The organism is Candidatus Tisiphia endosymbiont of Nemotelus uliginosus (assembly GCF_964264755.1).
Classification (GTDB): domain Bacteria; phylum Pseudomonadota; class Alphaproteobacteria; order Rickettsiales; family Rickettsiaceae; genus Tisiphia.
Genome location: NZ_OZ183481.1, coordinates 725367 through 744978, shown reverse-complemented (window position 1 = coordinate 744978; position 19612 = coordinate 725367). Strand labels below are relative to the sequence as shown.

General features: G+C 32.3%; 22 protein-coding genes, 1 tRNA gene and 1 pseudogene. 9 read left to right on the top strand and 15 right to left on the bottom strand.

All coding sequences use genetic code 11. From position 1 onward, the window contains the following. Positions 1 to 136 precede the first annotated feature (136 nt). The 5 genes from ACFELW_RS03925 to ACFELW_RS03905 all read right to left on the bottom strand — a co-directional run bounded on the left by ACFELW_RS03925 (position 137) and on the right by ACFELW_RS03905 (position 4549). Positions 137 to 1435: a glycosyltransferase family 2 protein gene (locus ACFELW_RS03925; RefSeq protein ID WP_375329690.1), complete on the bottom strand. Its 1299-nt coding sequence runs from the start codon at positions 1433 to 1435 to the stop codon at positions 137 to 139. Beyond that, positions 1435 to 2198 (bottom strand): IS5 family transposase gene (locus tag ACFELW_RS03920; protein WP_375329689.1). Its coding sequence is split into 2 segments (ribosomal slippage): positions 1435 to 1863 and positions 1866 to 2198, totalling 762 coding nucleotides; the frame shifts between segments, so codons are not numbered across the junction. Before ACFELW_RS03920 ends, ACFELW_RS03925 begins: the two co-directional genes overlap by 1 nt. Before the next feature lie 56 nt (positions 2199 to 2254). Continuing rightward, positions 2255 to 2617 carry a hypothetical protein gene (locus tag ACFELW_RS03915; protein ID WP_375329688.1) on the bottom strand — a complete coding sequence of 121 codons (363 nt, stop codon included), beginning with the start codon at positions 2615 to 2617 and terminating at the stop codon, positions 2255 to 2257. Positions 2618 to 2737: 120 nt separating this feature from the next. After that, positions 2738 to 3501, bottom strand: a protein-coding gene (locus tag ACFELW_RS03910; protein ID WP_375329687.1) for an IS5 family transposase whose coding sequence is annotated in 2 segments (ribosomal slippage) — positions 2738 to 3144 and positions 3144 to 3501 — 765 coding nt in all. Because the reading frame shifts where the segments join, the coding sequence is not laid out codon by codon here. Between the two features lie 118 nt (positions 3502 to 3619). Further along, positions 3620 to 4549: a hypothetical protein gene (locus tag ACFELW_RS03905; protein WP_375329686.1), complete on the bottom strand. Its 930-nt coding sequence runs from the start codon at positions 4547 to 4549 to the stop codon at positions 3620 to 3622. A 188-nt stretch (positions 4550 to 4737) separates the two neighbouring features. Between ACFELW_RS03905 and ACFELW_RS03900 the strand changes: the two genes are divergently transcribed. Together ACFELW_RS03900 and ACFELW_RS03895 are read left to right on the top strand one after the other, a co-directional pair. Then, the gene (locus tag ACFELW_RS03900) at positions 4738 to 5460 is read left to right on the top strand and encodes an alpha/beta hydrolase (RefSeq protein WP_341758983.1); all 723 of its coding nucleotides are present in this window, start codon (positions 4738 to 4740) and stop codon (positions 5458 to 5460) included. Positions 5461 to 6248: 788 nt separating this feature from the next. Then, a pseudogene (locus tag ACFELW_RS03895) lies at positions 6249 to 6929 on the top strand (hypothetical protein); the annotation flags it as partial. 13 nt (positions 6930 to 6942) lie between these two features. On the opposite strand, the gene ACFELW_RS03890 reads toward ACFELW_RS03895, so the two are convergent. Then, positions 6943 to 7706, bottom strand: a protein-coding gene (locus tag ACFELW_RS03890; protein ID WP_375329685.1) for an IS5 family transposase whose coding sequence is annotated in 2 segments (ribosomal slippage) — positions 6943 to 7349 and positions 7349 to 7706 — 765 coding nt in all. Because the reading frame shifts where the segments join, the coding sequence is not laid out codon by codon here. Between the two features lie 145 nt (positions 7707 to 7851). Here ACFELW_RS03890 and ACFELW_RS03885 point away from each other — a divergent pair. After that, on the top strand, positions 7852 to 8457 hold the full coding sequence (locus ACFELW_RS03885; protein WP_375329684.1) for a hypothetical protein: 606 nt from the start codon (positions 7852 to 7854) through the stop codon (positions 8455 to 8457). A 138-nt stretch (positions 8458 to 8595) separates the two neighbouring features. On the opposite strand, the gene ACFELW_RS03880 is transcribed toward ACFELW_RS03885, so the two are convergent. From ACFELW_RS03880 to lpxD, 7 genes are all read right to left on the bottom strand, one after another. After that, the gene (locus tag ACFELW_RS03880) at positions 8596 to 9921 is read right to left on the bottom strand and encodes an MFS transporter (RefSeq protein ID WP_375329683.1); all 1326 of its coding nucleotides are present in this window, start codon (positions 9919 to 9921) and stop codon (positions 8596 to 8598) included. A 110-nt stretch (positions 9922 to 10031) separates the two neighbouring features. Further along, positions 10032 to 10727 (bottom strand): DNA polymerase III subunit epsilon, encoded by a 696-nt coding sequence (gene dnaQ / locus ACFELW_RS03875; protein WP_375329682.1) that lies wholly within the window; start codon positions 10725 to 10727, stop codon positions 10032 to 10034. After that, positions 10715 to 11290, bottom strand: a complete 576-nt coding sequence (gene coaE / locus ACFELW_RS03870; protein WP_341758979.1) for a dephospho-CoA kinase — start codon at positions 11288 to 11290, stop codon at positions 10715 to 10717. Before coaE ends, dnaQ begins: the two co-directional genes overlap by 13 nt. Before the next feature lie 13 nt (positions 11291 to 11303). Continuing rightward, entirely contained in the window at positions 11304 to 12299 is a 996-nt protein-coding gene (locus tag ACFELW_RS03865) for an LpxI family protein (protein WP_375329681.1), read from the bottom strand. Between the two features lies 1 nt (position 12300). Further along, positions 12301 to 13119 (bottom strand): acyl-ACP--UDP-N-acetylglucosamine O-acyltransferase, encoded by an 819-nt coding sequence (gene lpxA, locus ACFELW_RS03860; protein WP_341759871.1) that lies wholly within the window; start codon positions 13117 to 13119, stop codon positions 12301 to 12303. 2 nt (positions 13120 to 13121) lie between these two features. Beyond that, complete coding sequence (gene fabZ, locus ACFELW_RS03855) at positions 13122 to 13559, bottom strand: 3-hydroxyacyl-ACP dehydratase FabZ (RefSeq protein WP_341758977.1); 438 nt, start codon at positions 13557 to 13559, stop codon at positions 13122 to 13124. After that, on the bottom strand, positions 13560 to 14576 hold the full coding sequence (gene lpxD, locus ACFELW_RS03850; protein ID WP_375329680.1) for a UDP-3-O-(3-hydroxymyristoyl)glucosamine N-acyltransferase: 1017 nt from the start codon (positions 14574 to 14576) through the stop codon (positions 13560 to 13562). It lies immediately after the preceding gene. 247 nt (positions 14577 to 14823) lie between these two features. Here lpxD and ACFELW_RS03845 point away from each other — a divergent pair. After that, positions 14824 to 14913: transfer RNA gene (locus ACFELW_RS03845), tRNA-Ser, on the top strand. 379 nt (positions 14914 to 15292) lie between these two features. Beyond that, positions 15293 to 15595: a hypothetical protein gene (locus tag ACFELW_RS03840; protein WP_375329679.1), complete on the top strand. Its 303-nt coding sequence runs from the start codon at positions 15293 to 15295 to the stop codon at positions 15593 to 15595. Here ACFELW_RS03840 and ACFELW_RS03835 read toward each other — a convergent pair. Then, a complete protein-coding gene (locus ACFELW_RS03835; protein WP_375330509.1) occupies positions 15588 to 16001 on the bottom strand; it encodes an IS5 family transposase in 414 nt (137 codons plus the stop codon). The two genes, ACFELW_RS03840 and ACFELW_RS03835, sit on opposite strands and share 8 nt — an antisense overlap. Before the next feature lie 74 nt (positions 16002 to 16075). Here ACFELW_RS03835 and ACFELW_RS03830 point away from each other — a divergent pair, with 74 nt between their 5' ends. The 4 genes from ACFELW_RS03830 to ACFELW_RS03810 all read left to right on the top strand — a co-directional run bounded on the left by ACFELW_RS03830 (position 16076) and on the right by ACFELW_RS03810 (position 18624). Continuing rightward, positions 16076 to 16375: a transposase gene (locus tag ACFELW_RS03830; RefSeq protein ID WP_094649795.1), complete on the top strand. Its 300-nt coding sequence runs from the start codon at positions 16076 to 16078 to the stop codon at positions 16373 to 16375. Positions 16376 to 16382: 7 nt separating this feature from the next. Further along, positions 16383 to 17201, top strand: a complete 819-nt coding sequence (locus ACFELW_RS03825; RefSeq protein ID WP_375329678.1) for an IS3 family transposase — start codon at positions 16383 to 16385, stop codon at positions 17199 to 17201. Positions 17202 to 17220: 19 nt separating this feature from the next. Beyond that, positions 17221 to 17421: a hypothetical protein gene (locus ACFELW_RS03820; RefSeq protein WP_341759190.1), complete on the top strand. Its 201-nt coding sequence runs from the start codon at positions 17221 to 17223 to the stop codon at positions 17419 to 17421. Between the two features lie 576 nt (positions 17422 to 17997). Further along, the gene (locus ACFELW_RS03810) at positions 17998 to 18624 is read left to right on the top strand and encodes a superoxide dismutase (RefSeq protein ID WP_375329677.1); all 627 of its coding nucleotides are present in this window, start codon (positions 17998 to 18000) and stop codon (positions 18622 to 18624) included. A 108-nt stretch (positions 18625 to 18732) separates the two neighbouring features. Here ACFELW_RS03810 and ACFELW_RS03805 read toward each other — a convergent pair whose 3' ends face one another. After that, complete coding sequence (locus ACFELW_RS03805) at positions 18733 to 19509, bottom strand: lysophospholipid acyltransferase family protein (RefSeq protein ID WP_410521653.1); 777 nt, start codon at positions 19507 to 19509, stop codon at positions 18733 to 18735. Positions 19510 to 19612: the final 103 nt, after the last annotated feature.

Sequence of the window (19612 nt, the reverse complement as noted above, 5' to 3'; positions counted from 1 at the left end):
CATTGCGAGCCACCGTAGGTGGCGTGGCAATCCATTTCTAATTACTTTTCTGGATTGCTTCGTAGGCTACGCCTTCTCGCAATGACATTTAGGAACTTAATAATATCAAAAATCTATTCGGGTTAGCTATATAGCTCTATTCAAGGTCTAGGGTGCTAATCCCATGCTGAGTTTTATCCCATTTGAAGGGCATAAAAACAATCTGCCAAATAGCCCTGTAACTTGCTATCGTGTGTAGCAAAAAATACAAAGGCCATACTAACAAGGCAGCAACATCTAATACTCGAAAATTAGTTATTTTGCCTTTTTTGCTCAGTAAAATAAAAAAAGCACTACCATAAAGGTACGAAAAAGCAAAAAAACTATTAACTATCCACAAATAATTAACTACAGCCAATTTATTAATTTTAATAGTTATTATTAGAAATGGTACACAACAAAAACCATAAGAAGAAAAACCAATAAAAATGAAAATAGTAATTATTTGATAGAATTTAAACCTTTTATATTTGTCTTTTTGGGCAAGGAATACCAAAAATGTTTGGATAAATCCTTTTATCCAACGAGACCTTTGATTTATCCAATTGATAATATCTATAGGCGATTCCTCTAAAGTATAAGAATCGATCATATGAACTTTATAGCCAAATGAATATAGCCTAATCCCTAAATCAGCATCCTCAGTAACATTATAAGCATCCCAGAAACCTATTTTTTGTAAAGCATCAACCTTAAAATGATTGCTAGTTCCTCCAAGAGTCACCGGTAAGTTCATTAAACTTAAGCCTTTCAGAAGATATTTAAACCATAAACAATATTCTATACTAAAAAGCTTAGTGAGTAAATTTTCATTCTCATTATAAAAATTAAGTTTAGCTTGCAAACAGACATATTCTTTTGGTAAACTATCAAAGGCTATTACTGCTTTAAGAAGTTGATCAGTATCAGGTCTATCTTCCGCATCATATATTACTACATATTTTCCTTTACAATATTGCATAGCATAGTTAAGAGCTTTCGGTTTAGTTCTAGGTAGAGTAAATGGCACTTTAATCAAATGTATATAAGAGGGTAATTCATATAGAATGCTTTCCTTGATCATCAAATAATCATCTGCTTCAACAATGATTTTGACATCTAATTTATGTTTAGGATAATTAATATTAGCAATACAACTAATTATTGACTTTAATTTGCCTGATTCTTGATATAGTGGGAGTAAGATAGTATAAATAGGTAGGGAATCATTGGAATATAGATCACTAATTTTAAATATGGTATCTGGCGTAATTGCTGCTTGGTTAAATAGTATAATTTTTAAAATATTTTGTGAAAAATAGCAGATAGTATTAATTATATGAAAAAGATGTTTAAAATTAAGTAATATGGCAAAATATATCAAAAAAAATATGATAATTGACTTAGGGCGTGTCATCAATTAAGTAATATTACAGAAGAAGCCAAATAAATTGCTCCCAGAAAATTCTGAGCTAGTTTATCATAACGCGTAGCAATGCCTCGAGATTGTTTAAGTTTTGCAAAGAAATTTTCAATTAAATGACGATACTTATAAAGCTCTACATCATATTCTACAGGAAATTTACGATTCTTCTTGGATGGAATTACAGGAGTGCAATTCTTATCTTTTATCTTATTCCTCATTCTTGCCTTAGCATCATAAGCCTTATCTGCAATTACGGTATCCGCTTTTGTCAAAGTTTCCATTAAAGCATCAGAACCTTGTAAATCATGCGACTGACCAGGGGTTAAATAAAAAGCTGTCGGATTTCCTAAAGCATCAACAGTTGCATGAATTTTAGTTGATAAACCACCTTTACTACGACCTATTGCTTGGTCATCTACTATGACTTTTTTTTAGCTCCGGCACTATGTTGATGTACTCTAACAATCGTTGAATCAATCATACTATATTCATTATCTGCATCTTGTGCAAGTAGTTCAAAAACCTTCTTCCATACATCTTTTTGGCTCCAACGTGTATGTCTTGTATGAATTACTCTAAAATCTCCAAATCTTTCTGGTAAGTCTCTCCACGGTATACCAGCACGATATCTATATAATACAGCTTCTACGAATAATCTATTATCTTTGGCACTTGCTCCTACGTCTCCTTCTTTTCCAGGTAAAATATCCTTTATCCTTTCCCATTGATCATCTCTTAAAGCATATCTGCGCATTGGTCACCTTCTTATTTTTTTACCAATATCTAATTTGCCTCATCCTAATATTTATGTCAACTTAATTGATGACACGCCCTAGTGTAATTGATGTTTTTTGCTATCATGTATAATGAGAGAAATTCAAGAAAATATTTGGATTTTATGATATTTAAATGACTGAAATTTCGTTCAAGTAATTGATAAAAATCATTCTTTCTAACCAACTTAATTTGCACGTTATAATGTATGGCTGATAACTTTCCTAAATAGGCTAGGTCATTTATAGCAAGCACCTCATTACTTTCATCATTTTCATAAATGAAATAACCATTTCTGACATATTGATCAATTTTTGAGTAATCATAAATCTTAACCTGAGATTCCTGGACACTTAATAGTGGTAATAGTTTATACTTATATAAAATTTCTATAATCATCTCATTATTAATAATCCCTTCTTCGATTATCGTGTTAAAAAAATCATTCTCAGCTAATTTGAGCTTAATATGAGATATTTGTAAATCAGTAACTAGCTGTTCTTTTGCTAGGGTATGTCGTCACGAGATTTGAGCCCACATTAGTAAAGCCCTTAAACAAAGACCCGCCATGTATGATTTTGTATTTTTAGCATATCTTGTTGCTATACCACGCCATTCTTTAAATTTTTGAAATGTATTTTCAATAATGTGCCTTAGCTTATATAGATATTTATCTATCTCTCTTTGAATCTTCCTGTTTCTTTTTGATGGTATTACAGGAATTATGTTTGCATTCACAGCCGATTCTATTATGGCGTTTGTATCGTAAGCTTTATCAGCCATAAGATGTTGTGCCTCCATATTCTGGATTAACTCACAAGCTTGAGTACAATCATTTCTGGAACCTTCTGTAACAATAATTCTGACCGGCATACCATACGCATCCACGGCCATATGTACCTTTGTATTGAGCCCCCTTTTGTGCGACTAACCGTTTGATTCCCGCCTTTCGCTCCAAGTCCTGCTTTGTGAGTTTTTACAAATGTAGAATCTATCATTAACCATTCAAAATCAGGAGCATTTATAAAAATATTTAGCAAATTCTCCCATATCCCATTATCACGCCATCTACAGAATCTTCTGTGTACATTCTTCCAATTGCCATAATCAGGAGGCAAATCTCTCCATGGAGCTCCCGTTCTAAATATCCACATCACTGCATTTATAAAAGTTCTATTGTCTCTTGCAATACCTCCCCAACAACCTTTCTGACCAGGTAAATTACTTTCTATCTTATTCCAAAGCTCATCGCTTATATCATGTCTTCTATGTGCTAAACTCATTGCTTCTTATCGCCTATTTTTATTACTACAATTATAATAACAAATCACATAAAATTATGCAATCACAATCTCGTGACGACATACCCTAGAATATCTAAAAATTCTATATTCAGGCTCCTTATATATCCATCCATATTGAAAATATTACTCCCGATATTTTATAACGCTGTTTAATCAGGCTTTTATCCGAAAAATACCCTATTTGTGTTGTTATACTATTTTTCTTTAGATTACCAAACTTAATCTTTTTTGCAATTGAAAATTGCTTATATAAAGTTTTATTATAAATATTACCATAATTTCTTCTATTATAATATTTGGTAAAGCTCACTAACATAATGCCATTTTGAAATTCAACTCCCTTAGACATGGAAAAACTATAATGGCTTCTTTTGCCATATGGATTATTTAGGTTCTGCCCAAAACTCAAAATACCTTGAGCAAATACTGAAGTTTCACCTAAAATTGTCCGCATTTTTTTGGATATTGCTGATAACAATAATAATTCATAAGAAAATTGCTGCTCACACCCATCTTGAGTTATGTATATTCTTGGCTGAACTGAGACTACTCGATGAACATTCTGAAAGAGCTTCATTTTATAAAATATACCAATTTCTTTATTGTTAGATAGGTAGTTCATATCATTACTTCCCTGAAATTTATTTTCTTTATAAAGCAATTGAATAGCTAAATTTTGGTTATTATTAATGCCATATTCGATAGTAAAAATTCTCATTAATTGATCTTGGTATGAAGATATTTCTCTTGAGCTACGTTCTAAAGATTGAATTTGGCAAAATAACTTATTATACAGAGCTGATGAATTGTTAACCAACTTGATACGTTCTCTTAAATGGGATAGTTTACGCTGAATTTGTAAAAAGAAATCGGCTCTTATTTGCTTAATATTTTCAGAATTTTTATCGATAGTAGCAGTAGTAGCCAGATATCTATACCTACCTGAGTCGATTAACCAAGCTGATCCATAAACCTTATTTGCTATAGAAATTATAAATAATAATATAAAAATGATTGTTATTTTCACTTAAACAGCAACTAATAGTTTAAATTACTAAAATACAACTTATTATAAATTTAGTAAAATTAAATATAACCAACCCGATTAACATATTAATGTATTTAGTTAGCTTGAAATATATCAAGTAGCATGCTATAATTTTTACTAATTTGTCTTAGTGATCGATATAAAGTAATATATGATAGTGTATAATTATGGCTGAAGTTTTTTTTAATGGTCCTGCCGGTCGGATTGAAGGACTATATACTAAATCTAGTGATTCTAAAGCTCCACTTGCTTTAGTATTACATCCACATCCACTTTACGGTGGCACTATGAATAACAAAGTGGTTTATTATGTGTATAAAACATTAGTGTCTAATGGATTTACAGTACTCAGAATTAATTTCCGGGGAGTTGGACGTTCCCAAGGAGAGTTTGATAATGGTGTTGGTGAAATGACCGATGCTGCAACAGCACTTGATTGGTTACAGCTTAACAATCCTAGTGGTAGTATAAATTTGATAGCAGGCTTTTCTTTTGGAGCATGGATAACCATGCAACTTATCATGAGAAGACCAGAGATTAATAATTTTATTATGGTATCTCCACCAGTAAATAAATATGATTTTTCCTTCTTATCTCAATGCCCTATTTCCGGCTTTGTAATACAAGGTGACAAAGATAGTATAGTGTCAGAAGAATCAGTGCTTGAACTAGTAGGTAAATTGTCTAAGCAGAAACATATAACTGTTGACTATAAGCTTATCCAAGGAGCCGATCATTTCTTTCGGAATAAAATTGGTGAATTTACCCAGGCAATTAGTGATTACTTACAATCGAGATTATTGAATAATGAGATTACTCATTTAAATAAGGACTTTCTTACTGAAGGAAATTTAGCAAAAAAATCTCTTCAAAAAGTTTTCTTAGATTAATAATGAACCATTAGTTACAAATAAAAAAAAAATAGGTCTCTATGGCAAATCATGAAGAAGTTAAAATACTCTTACGCAATCAGCTATTTGAAGCTTTAAAAGAAATGGTAATTGTAGATGGTAAAAACCCAGATAAAAGACTACTTAAAAAATGTGAAAAAATTGCCGATAGTGTAATAGCACTTTCTCAAGAACCATCAGAATCTAATATTAATTTGTATAAAAAGGAATTGAAGAATTTTCCATATTCTGGACACATTTTAGGTAAAACATTAAAGATAATAAAAGAGATGTTTCCTGGAGAGCAAAATCAAGACATAAGGGAGATAATAGATATCCCTCTTATGGATGCATTAGTTAAAGAAAGTAAAGTACCTAGAATAAAAAAAAATAAACCAGTACCAGCACCTAGAACAAACAAACTTGAATCTATGTTACGTGATAGAGCAATTATAAAGCAGAGTGGTTTCTCACGAAAGGGCAATAAGCAAGCTGGTGTATCTGCCGGATATATTGCTCAAGAAAATAAGACAGGTAATACTTTTATTTTAAAACATTTCTATAAAAGCTATAAGGATTGTTTAACTCCAGATAAACAAAAGTGGGATAACCAAGCTTTATCAGACAGAACTGACGGTGTACAGGAGTTAATAGGTTCTTCTATGTATCAGTTTTTATTGTATGATCGTGCCCCTAAAGAGGAATTAGTAGTACCTAATAAAGCCAACAAAAACTCACTTTACGTCCGCTCCAAATTCTTTGACAATGTGGTACAACTTTCAGAATTCTCTGGTTTATTAGGTCGGACCAGAGTTAGAGGTAATGATTTAAACTTACAAAAATTGGAAGGGTTTGAAAAAGTCATTGCTGCTTGTCATATGTTAGGAGAAGGGGATTACCATGCCGGTAATTTGATGGTACAAGACGGCAAAACTGTAGTGAAAATAGATCACGGTAAATCTTTTATGACTTTTCATCAAGATTTTGGTTCTATGATCGAAGAAACATATAAAATGTTTTCCCATGATGGAGTTGGATATACTGAAGCTATTAGGCAAGGTAACTTATCATTTAGCATTGAAAAATATAGTAAATCATTAGAGCAAATGATACATCAGTTAGATGAGCAGCAAATAGAGGCTATGGTTGATCAAAAAGTTGATGAATTGAAAAAAGTTGGATTTGATCCAAAAGGTCTAACTGTTAGTGCAAGACTCCAGGATAATAACTTTGAAAACATATCTATTAATAACTTTGATGAATTAAGAATATTTTATAAAGAAAATATAAAGGAAAATCTTAATAACATGAAAGAAATTGCAAAATCAGCAGATATAGTGAGCAAATTTAGTGACGTCTCTCCTGAATTTAAAAAAGGTCAGTGGTTAGAAGCTTTTGCTCGCTCACCTATTAAAGATCCAATAGCATACGCAGCTCACCATAATATTCAAATTGAAGGGAAAACTGCTCTAGGGTGTGTCGTCACGAGATTTGAGCCCACATTAGTAAAGCCCTTAAACAAAGACCCACCATGTATGATTTTGTATTTTTAGCATATCTTGTTGCTATACCACGCCATTCTTTAAATTTTTGAAATGTATTTTCAATAATGTGCCTTAGCTTATATAGATATTTATCTATCTCTCTTTGAATCTTCCTGTTTCTTTTTGATGGTATTACAGGAATTATGTTTGCATTCACAGCCGATTCTATTATGGCGTTTGTATCGTAAGCTTTATCAGCCATAAGATGTTGTGCCTCCATATTCTGGATTAACTCACAAGCTTGAGTACAATCATTTCTGGAACCTTCTGTAACAATAATTCTGACCGGCATACCATACGCATCCACGGCCATATGTACCTTTGTATTGAGCCCCCTTTTGTGCGACTAACCGTTTGATTCCCGCCTTTCGCTCCAAGTCCTGCTTTGTGAGTTTTTACAAATGTAGAATCTATCATTAACCATTCAAAATCAGGAGCATTTATAAAAATATTTAGCAAATTCTCCCATATCCCATTATCACGCCATCTACAGAATCTTCTGTGTACATTCTTCCAATTGCCATAATCAGGAGGCAAATCTCTCCATGGAGCTCCCGTTCTAAATATCCACATCACTGCATTTATAAAAGTTCTATTGTCTCTTGCAATACCTCCCCAACAACCTTTCTGACCAGGTAAATTACTTTCTATCTTATTCCAAAGCTCATCGCTTATATCATGTCTTCTATGTGCTAAACTCATTGCTTCTTATCGCCTATTTTTATTACTACAATTATAATAACAAATCACATAAAATTATGCAATCACAATCTCGTGACGACATACCCTAGAATGGGCTAGTGAAAATAATTATCAAATTAAAGTTCCTGTTCATTCTGTTACAGAAATGGTTCAGGAAGTACAATGGAAAAGAAGTGAGGATGGAACATGGCAAGAGCAAAAAGTCTCAGTACCTAAAAATCAAAAAAGTGTAACAAGTTTGGATCCAGCACAATATGTTACAGATGTAGAAAAACGTCTAAAATCTCTTGGAGATAAAATTGACGACTTCGTACAAAAGACAGTAAAAAGTAAAGAAATCACTGAAGAACAAATAGAACGGTTTTATGACAAATTATTAACTCATCTTAACAAAGAACAATATCTCACTAATAAGGATGTTGAAAAAATAAAGGCAGATACAGAGTATAATATAAATATTCAAAATACAACTAAATTAATAGAAATAACAACACCTAATTTAACTAATATAGATAAGATGTGTTATAAGGCAGCAAATTTTTGTAAAAAAATAGGGCTTTCTAGTTTATCTAACCATCTTATGAATAAGATTACTCCTGAAAATTTATCTAATATCAAGAAGATAGAAAATGTTTTAACTGAGAGCATCAAATTTAAAGAAACATTGCTAAAACCTAGAGTAAGTAAAGAAGTAATCCAAACAAAAAATCTTATACCCCAAGCAAAAAAAACAAAATTGGGTAGGAGTTAATTAGTAGGAGTTCTTTGCATTATAAACCTTAAGAAGTTTTAGATGTCTCAGGCGTCATTGTGAAAAAGTGCTTTACGGCAACGCAGCAATCCCAGAAATGACCAGGAATGGATTATTTAATATATAGCTACCCAATAGCTATGCGACTCCTTTGTGTTGATAATTCCCAGATTCTTTTGCCAATTGTTCAAAATGCAATAGCCCATAGGTAAAACCGATGATTGTAGGAATCGTAATAAACCATAATCCCCAATTGCCAAAATATTCAATAAGATAGACAAAACTAAAAGAGGTAATAACAAACATTAAAGCCCGAGATAAAGCGAATGTCATAGTAGCACAAGTAAAACGTTTAAATATAGGAAAGCTTTTATAACAAATGGGAACAGCAGGACCTAAGCATTCACGCAGTAAGACCATAAAGAATTGAATCAAGAATAATTGGTAAGGAGAATTAACATTATTCAATAAATATGGACAAAAGATGATAAAAATAGAAAATATTATAAGTATAATTCGCACAGTTAATAACGGATGTACTTTTAAACTTAAATAAGTTAATATTAACATGACTAACAGCTCTATTATACAGACAATAAAATTATGATGAATAACCTCAGACGTTGTATAACCAAAGCTAGTTTTCAAAATATTACCACAATGTATATACGTAAAATAAAAACATACCGGTGCAGCACATTGTAATAAAAAGAAAGATATTAATGTTTTCTTATTAACTTTTGCTTGCCAAAGGGGATTGTCTTTTAATACAGTTGTATCTGTATTAATTCTTTCAAAAACTCTTTTTATTCGACATTTGGCATCAGCAAATTCTGGTACTTCTCTAAGTTTGTTTCTTGCAACAGAACCAACCAATGCAATTACTGCACCAATCCAAAATGCCAGACGCCAGTTAAAACCATGAGAAGTAACAAGTGATGCAATCCCTAAAGCACATAACGACCCTATGATACAGGAGACCCATATTAATCCTATAGCTGTATATTGAACTGGTGGATTAATCATCTCAGTTAAATAAAGTTGTGCCCCTGTCACCTCTCCTATAGAAGAGATAGCTTGAACAGCACGGCAAATTATCGCTATCCAAGCTGCCATGCTTCCTATCTGAGTATAAGTAGGCAGATTAGCCATAACAAAACATGATGTAGACATTAAAAAAGTTGTAATGATTACTGTTGACTTACGACCTATATTATCACCTAACCAACCGAATATTAAGGCACCAACAGGTCGAAGAATATATGTAGAACAAAAGACAAAAGCCTTTATTAAAGAGGCTGTATGAGAATCGGTAGGTTTAAAAAATAACTCATTAAAAAACTCCACCATATGAACATATAACATTAAGTCAAAATATTCTAGGAATGTACCAACTGAGAGTATTCCTATTGCTTCTTTCTGTTCTTTAGTTAGGCTTCTTTGTTCATATTGATATCCCATCACCTATTCACCTTATTATATTTAAATTACCTCATACTATTTTCTGCTACAACTTGCAGATGGATTTTTAAGGAGTTAACCCCCTGCAAGTAATTAGTTGATGTTATATAATTCTACAACCACATAGGGGAAAGAATTTTTGACAAAAATTCTTTATGTTTTTGTAATTCTTCCTTAGTTGGTTTGATAACTATAGTATTATTTTTATTTGCCATAGTAGTTCTAACCAACAGCTCATCTGTATTTTGTACCTTTTTACTATTAATGTTAAAACTTATCTGCCTACCTCCAGTAAGCTCAACATAAACTTCTGCCAGTAATGCCGCATCTTTAAGGGCTCCATGCAACTTACGCGAAGAATTGTCAATTTTATATCTTTTACATAATGAGTCAAGATTAGCCTTCATTCCAGGGAACATCTTGCGAGCCAAAGCAAGAGTATCAATAGTACTAGCAAGTTCTAAAAAATCTGTATTAGGTCTTTTGAGCAGAGACAACTCATAATTAATAAACTTAATATCAAATGTTGCATTATGTATAACAAGCTGGCTGTTACTAATAAATGCTAAAAACTCCTCGGCAATTTCTGCAAAGAGTGGTTTATCTTTTAAGAACTCTCCTGATATACCATGTATTCGATAAGCTTCTGTTGGCATATCTCGTTGTGGATTGATATAAAAATGAAATTGTTTACCGGTTAAAACTTTATTAACCATTTCAATAGCCCCAATCTCAACGATCCTATGACCACTTTTGGGATCTAAGCCAGTTGTCTCAGTATCTAAAATTACTTCTCTTAATTGCGGCATTTTAATTTTTGTATTAGTTGAGTTATTTGTTTATCTAAATCTACTATATTAACATCAGTATTAATAACAAAATCTGCTTTTGCTATTTTAATTTGTTGTGACAATTGAATTTGTGCAATCTTATTGTAAGTTGTTAAGCTAAACCCTTCTCTAGACATTGCACGTTTTAACCTAGATTCTTCTGAGCAGAATGTTGTAACATAAAAATCAAAATATTTATCGAATCCGGCTTCAAAAAGTAATGGAATCTCAGCAAATGTAATTTCTGAATCATTATTTTGCCACTTAAAAAGAGATAAACCTTCCACTACAAATGGATGAATAAAATTTTGCAATTTGCTTCTTGATAAATCATTAACATAGATTAGCTCTGCAATTTTTCTTTTATCAAAAATTTTTAGATCAGGCAGTAAGTTAAGAATTATATTTTGTATTGACAGCTCTTTGTAGAGTTCCTTAATATACTCGTCAGCAGAAAAAGTCATAAATCCTAAATCATCTAAATAATTTAAGACAAAAGTTTTTCCTGAAGCATAACTACCAGTAATTCCCACACAGATCATTCTAATAAATATTTTATTTTTCTATAATAAAAAGCCTAAATTTATTAGCTAGCTCGATAGCTCTTTCTAGCTCAATAACAATCACTTTTTCTTTCTGTATTGCTACCCCTTTATAACCATAATTAGCTAAATTCTTTATTGTTTCTGGTCCTATTGTAGGTATATCAATTCTAGTATCTTGTCCCTTCTTCATCATTTTAATAAGTACCCCACCTGTAGAATTCTTACGTAAATATGAACATCTTTTTATTAAATTATCTGTACCCTCCGCTGCTTCAATACCTATAATATATCCATTATCAACAATTACTGATTGTCCTACATCAAGATGTCCTATACTATCCAATAGCTTCATTCCTAACTCAATATCTGTATTATCTGTTGCTGATGGAACAATTATGGTCATAATACCCTTCTTTGCACTCAATATTTCATAACTAGAAATTACTTGAAATCCCTTCTCTTCTAGAAAATCTGTTACTATACTAAGAAGTTTATCATCTCCTAAAAATTTTTGTTTCAATATGCGAGCAAGTAGCCTTGATCCCATTAAATCTACTTTAATTGATCTCAAATTAGGACGCTTCACACCACCAGCAAGAATTATATTTTTTATATCATACTTACGAAAATATTCAATTATTGGTCTAACCATACCGATTTTAAAAAATTGGTGGGTAAGATTCTTATATAATATCGGATCTGCTTCTCCTTCTAAGGCTGCAATATAACATTGTCCTCCTTGTTTAATGAAACTCTCAGCTAGTGAAATTGGCAATGAACCATTTCCTGCTATAATTCCAACTATACTCAAAGGGTTAGAAAAATTAGAATGTAAAGCTAGGGGCAAATTTTGGTCAAGTACATTTTTTATAGTTAGAGGATTTGTAGGATGAGAACGAAAAGCAAGGGGAAAACGAGTACATCGTACTCTTTGTATGTGAGTACGTAAATACCACCAAATTTTGTGAAGCCAATTCTTGAAAACAGAAGAATATATTTGCAACATTTTAGCTGTTTGCCCTATCTTGATCGACTTGTCTTGGCTGACAAAACACTCTGGTACTATCCTGTTTTACAAAGGAAATAATTTGTTCTACAATAGAATTGCCTTTATATCGTTTTAAAACTTTCTCAATCCTATCAGTAAAAATACCTTCGCTAATAAAAAGCTCATCTACAGCTTTTATAGTATCAAGCGTTTCCTGACTATCAAAGCCACGTCTTTTCATCCCAACTAAGTTTATACCTTCAAGAAATGCCCTTTCACTTGTAGCTAACCCAAATGGAATCAAATCTCTCACCACTGCAGACCCACCACCTACCATCGCATGCTGTCCTATACGTACGAACTGCAGAACAGCAGCAAGTCCTCCTATAATAGCATAATCACCAACTTTAACGTGACCACCTAGGCTAGCATAATTTGCAAAAATTACATTATTTCCTACAATACAATCATGGGCTATATGTACTCCAACCATAAATAAACCATTATTACCTACAGTGGTAACCATCCCACCACCTTTACTACCAGCTTGAATAGTTACATATTCTCTAATAGTATTATTACTACCTATGATAACCTCTGACTTTTCTCCCTCATACTTAACTATTTGAGGGGGTTGACCAATAGAAGCAAATGGATATATAACTGTATTAGCACCAATTTTTGTTTTCCCCTCTATAACTACATGTGATTTTAGCTCAACATTATCTGCCAAAACCACCTCTGATCCAATAGTACAAAAGGGACCTATACTGACATTTTTACCAATTGAAGCTCTTGTATCTACTATGGCAGTTGCGTGTATAGCTAGTAAGCCCATCATTAATTCCTATTTTTAAACATTGCCGTAAATTTGCTTTCTGCAACTATCTGCTCATCAACTTTAGCATTACTTGAGAATTTCCAAACAGAACCTCTATTTTGCTCTATTTTAGCATAAATATGTAACGTATCACCTGGCTCAACAATTTTACGAAATTTTGTCTCTTCAATAGACATAAAGAATATATCCTTATCTTTTGTAAAATCCATTGATTTTGCTACTAAAATAGCAGAAAGCTGAGCCATAGCCTCAACAATCAACACACCGGGCATTACTGGTCTTGTTGGAAAATGACCAGTAAATTGTGGTTCATTAACAGTAACATTTTTAATACCAACAATTGATTCATTAAGCTTAAATTCTAGCACCCTATCTATTAATAAAAATGGATAGCGATGAGGTAGCATTTCCATTATTTCTATAATATTAATCTTCATCTATATTCCGTTTTTTATAAGCTGTTTCATAATTACTGATTGTTTATGCCAATCTCTAATCGATACGGCAGGGTATCCACCAACTGTTACTCCTGATTCAACATCTTTTATAACACCGGCTTTTGCTGCTACTTGTACTTTATCACCCAGTACTATATGTCCGGCTAGTCCTGCTTGCCCTCCAAGAGCACAATATGCCCCTATTGTAGTACTACCTGATATACCTACTTGTGCGACAATAATCGACCCCCTTCCTATTATAGCATTATGTCCTATCTGCACTAAGTTATCTATTCTACATAAATCTCCTATCACAGTATCATTTATTGATCCCCTATCAATAGTAGTATTACTACCTATTTCAACATTATTACCTATTTTAACTATACCTGTATGGAAAATTTTCTTGTGAACCCCTTTATCTGTTGCAAAACCGAAACCATCTTGTCCAATTCTTGCTCCAGGTAATATTACCACATCATCACCTATTATGCTGTAACTTATTGAAACATTTGAGTATATTAATGCTCTATTACCTATTACTACTCCATAATCTATACTCGTCCCAGATTCTATAACGCAATTATCACCTATTACAACATGATCTTCAATAACAACATTATGTCCTATATAACAATTATTTCCTATAGTGGCAGAATCCGAAATATAGGCAGATTGCATAATTTTGTTAGGATAAGTCTTTGCTTTACTATAGAACAAATCCACTAATTTTGCATAAAAGAAATACGGATTCTTTACTTTTAATAATATTGTTCCATTGTTAGATTCTTGTAAAAAATTCTCTGGAACTATGCAGCATGAAGCTTTAGTGTTTTGAAATTGGGTAATATATTTGCTATTACTTAAAAAAGTTATATCACCAACATCAGCCTCTTCTAAAGACTTAACATCATGGATTAACAAGTCAGTGAAACATGATATCTCAGCATCTATTAACTTTATAATTTCTGATAATTTATAAGAGGCAGATTTCTTATAAAAGCGTGAATTTATCATAGTTAGTTATTTTTATAAAATGATGGGAATAGTATTAATAAATGCATGATGGGGACAGTATAAACGTCAGTTAAAAAATATTCAAGTTTTCTTACAATAATTTATATTGTCTAATAGCAAAATCGTTAACTGATTAAATTAGAATGTTGATATTTCTTTGCAGGAAGTCTAATTTAACTTATCTCAAATTATATTATATAAATATTTATACTTGAACTTATTCAGTTTATCTGATATGTATTACCTTGGATAGGTGTCCGAGTGGTTTAAGGATCTAGTCTTGAAAACTAGCGTACGGGCAACCGTACCGTGGGTTCGAATCCCACCCTATCCGCCAATCGGCACAACTTGCTACTTTTTGCATTTCTGTGAATGGAAAAGCCAGAACGTAATGCAACTTACAACCCTCGAGTGTTAGGTTCGAAAATATAAAATTTAATAATTCCCTTTTTTCAGCAATTGTCGAACCTTTAAAAGTTTCATAGGCGTTTTTGCTGATACTTATAAGGTCTGCAAGCTTTTTAGAAAGCTTATCATCTACTTTGTCATAACTCTTAATTAATTCAATTAATTCATATTGTCTTTCCTTTAATTGAGCTTTCTTAGAAAAAAATTCTTCTCTAGTTAACGCGAGTTGCCAATTAATGTAAGTGTAGAAGGTAGACTTTAAGAGGAGTATAGGTTATTTTATGATTTCCAATAATAAAAAATAACCTATGAAAAAAGATTTTACTACAATTTATTGTTTTGTCGATGATTTTATAAAAAGTTTGTCAAATAACTTTCCTGCAATTAATAGTAGCATAGCTAAACCAGGTATAAGTAATTATTTATCCACAAGTGAAGTGCTAACAATATTACTTGGTTACTATGATTCTTGCTACGACTGTTTTAAACATTATTACCAAGAGGCAATTATGCATGACCATCAAGAAGATTTTAAGCTTGTTAGTTACCAACATTTTACCAAATTAATAGGTAGAAATATGCCATATTTACTAGGGCGTGTCATCAATTAAGTAATATTACAGAAGAAGCCAAATAAATTGCTCCCAGAAAATTCTGAGCTAGTTTATCATAACGCGTAGCAATGCCTCGAGATTGTTTAAGTTTTGCAAAGAAATTTTCAATTAAATGACGATACTTATAAAGCTCTACATCATATTCTACAGGAAATTTACGATTCTTCTTGGATGGAATTACAGGAGTGCAATTCTTATCTTTTATCTTATTCCTCATTCTTGCCTCAGCATCATAAGCCTTATCTGCAATTACGGTATCCGCTTTTGTCAAAGTTTCCATTAAAGCATCAGAACCTTGTAAATCATGCGACTGACCAGGGGTTAAATAAAAAGCTGTCGGATTTCCTAAAGCATCAACAGTTGCATGAATTTTAGTTGATAAACCACCTTTACTACGACCTATAATGGTTCCAATATTTTGGACAGAAAAATAAGAAAAATGAGATAGAATTCTTTAGCAAACAAGGAGAGCTAGAGATGAAAAAACAAGTAAGGCAATATAGTGCTGAGGAGAAAGCCAAAATTGTCATAGAAGCAATTAAGGGAGAGCTAACAATAGCCCAGATAACCAGTAAGTATGGTGTTCATGCAACACAGATAAGTAACTGGAAAAAACAAGGTCTTGAGTTGTTAGTACAAGGTTTTAAGAATAAAACACAGAGTGCTGACCCAAATCAGCAGGGGTTAATCAAGAATCTATATGAGCAAATTGGTCAGTTAAGCGTTGAGTGTGACTGGCTCAAAAAAAAATCTGCATTGTTTGGAATTAAAGGTTAGGTGTAATATGATAGAGCCTAATCATAATAAGTTAACAATTGTACAACAGTGTAAGTTATTGGATATTAGCAGGTCAACCTATTACTATCAACCTACTGGTATTAGTGAACAAGATATCAAGATTATGGCAATAATTGATGAGACCTATACTATGCATCCATATTATGGTATGCGGCGGATGGCTAAATATTTACAAGCCCAAGGTTTTTCGGTAGGTCGTAAAGCTGTTAGACGTTACTACAAGATAATGGGTCTTGAAGCTGTTTATCCTAAAATAAATTTAAGCAAGAGGAATCAGGCACATAAAATATATCCTTATTTACTAAAAGGATTAGAAATAGTATTGCCAAACCAGGTTTGTAGTGCAGATATAACGTATATAAGACTGAGCCAAGGGTTCGTATATTTAGTAGCTATTATTGACTGGTATAGTCGTTATATTCTAAGTTGGCGAATCTCCATTAGTTTGGAAAGTGAATTTTGTGTAACAGCCCTTGAAGACGCTATAGAAAAATATGGTATGCCAAAAATATTTAATACTGCTCAAGGAGTACAATTTACCTCGGAGAATTTTATTAGTATGCTAAAGCTACATAATATATTGATTAGTATGGATGGTAAGGGACGAGCCTTAGATAATATTTTTATTGAACGTTTTTGGCGATCATTAAAACAGGAAAAAATTTATCGGATTATTTTAACAACAGTAAAGGAGGCAAAGACAGCAATTAACGAATATATGGACTTTTATAATAGACAAAGGATGCATCAAGATTTGGATTATAAAACTCCAGAATGTGTATATTTTGAAAAAAATATTGTATAAAAACAACAATTTAATTTTTGTGAATTATATCTCTATTTATCTAAATTTTTGTCTAGACAAAGGGGACCACCTTACTTTAGCTAAAAGGGTAATTGAACAAATGGATATTAATACCCGGGAATATCTGGAATGGTATAAAAAAGAAGCAGAGGAGCGTGGTTTTTGCCGTAAATCAACAGAAGAGCTAATAGCAAGACATACCGATACAGAAGATGAATGATTGATTTGATTCCTCGATGATTAATAATAATTTTCTCTAAATTATTATATTTTTTTGGAAATTTACACAGTTTTTTGGACAGAGCCTTTTTAGCCTTTCTAAATTTCATTGGAGCTTTAATATGGTTACGTTAAAAATTTTGTCAACAAACCTAGGGGGCAATTTTCATTACAATTTTTCCTTTAAAGGGGTCAATAGTTCATTACAATTTACATATTTCCATACTTATAACTTACAATTGCTTGGTTAGCTATGCCTCCTCACAATGACAGCACGATGGGTGCTTATTCGGCACTAATTCAGGTTAATTGACTATACCTAAATCTATTGATTTGAAAAAAATTTTAATTTTTTTAAATCTATCTCTTAGTACTGGAAAATTTTGTGCTATACTAAAAATTATAAAGAACATTGATTTTAAAACAGGCTATACTGAAAATGTAAGCCTTTTATAGTCAATTCAAGAGAATTTGGGGCTAGGAGCGATGGAGCGACGCCTATAAGTAATAGGCGAGCGACGAGTGACAACGTCCCCAACTTCTCATCAATTGACTATATACTAAACGTGAGGAAATTATGATATATTGCAACCAATCTAACCAAAAATCCTATCCTTTTGTTTTGCCGGAATTGCCTTATGGTAAAGGTGATTTTGTGCCACATTTTTCCCCTGAAACGTTTGATTACCATCATGGGAAACACCATCAAGCATATGTAACTAACTTGAATAATTTGTTGCAAAATAATCAGGAATTACAAAAGAAGAGTTTGGAGGAGTTAATAATTTACGCAAGTACCAAGCCAGATGAAGCAGCCATATTTAATAATGCTGCACAAATATGGAACCATAGTTTCTTTTGGCATTCTATTAAGCCTTCAGGTGGTGGGAAACCTACTGGTATGATGTTAGAGCAGATAAATAAAGATTTTGGTAGTTATGAGAATTTTGCTACTGAATTTAAGCAAGCGGCAATAAGCCAGTTTGCTAGCGGTTGGGCATGGTTAGTCTCTAATAATGGTAAATTACAGATAGTAAAGACTAGTAATGCTGAAACGCCTATTACTAAGTCTATGAAACCTTTGCTTAATTGTGATGTTTGGGAACATGCCTACTATATAGATTATCGTAATAAGCGTCCGGACTATATTTCAGTTTATATAGAGCATATGATTAATTGGCAATTTGCTGAAAATAATCTTTGAAACTACCGTTAACTAGGCTCTTATATCTTGAAAATGTGATATAAGAGCCTAGCAATAACGTCTTGTATTTAACTCTTTTTCGTGAACGTTTACCTTGCCAGAAATTAATTAATCAACTTTCTTAAAAATTTGTGAACGGTCATGTTTATTTTTATGAGTTTGTTCAAATAATATTTGCTTTTCGGTATTAATCACCTGTTCTATCTTTTCAGTAAGGTCTCTAACATCAGATTGTTCTATTTCCTCTACCGAGATAACATCAATTATCTTTACTTGAATTATCCCTGGTTTCTTAACCCAAAAGCCCCTTGGCCAATATACCCCTGCATTGTGTGCCATCATCACTATCGGTACTTTTGCCAATGAAGCTAATTTTACTGCACTAGGTTTAAATTTAGCGTTTTGTTCTGGTTTAAATCTGGTAGATTCAGGAAAGATAACCAACCATAAACCACTTTTTATCTTTTCCTGTCCTTCTCTTAAAATTTGACCAACCGAGATATTAGCGTTACGGTCTACAGCAATTGGCTTAACCATTTTCAACCCCCAGCCGAATAACGGGATATTAAATAACTCTTTTTTTAATACCCAAGAATGTTCAGGTATAATTAATTGTACAAATATTTGTTCCCAGCATGATTGGTGATTAGACAATACTATGGAAGGAGATGAAGGTAATTTGTCTAGACCAACAACTTGGTATTTTAAACCACAAAAGATTTTAACCAGCCAAATAAATACATGAGAAAAAATAAACCCTATCCTGTATCGTATATAATAGTTGACATTGAAAAATGTTACGGGTATGTAACATATAAGGAAGAATGTAATGGTAAATATAGCAAGTAGTGCATAAAATGTTAATACTCTTAGACGCCAAAACATAGTTGGTTAACTCATTTGTTAATAATGAATAGATTATATAACAGAGTATATAATAAATATATAGTATAAGATTACTTTTATAGTCAATTGATGAGGAGTTGGT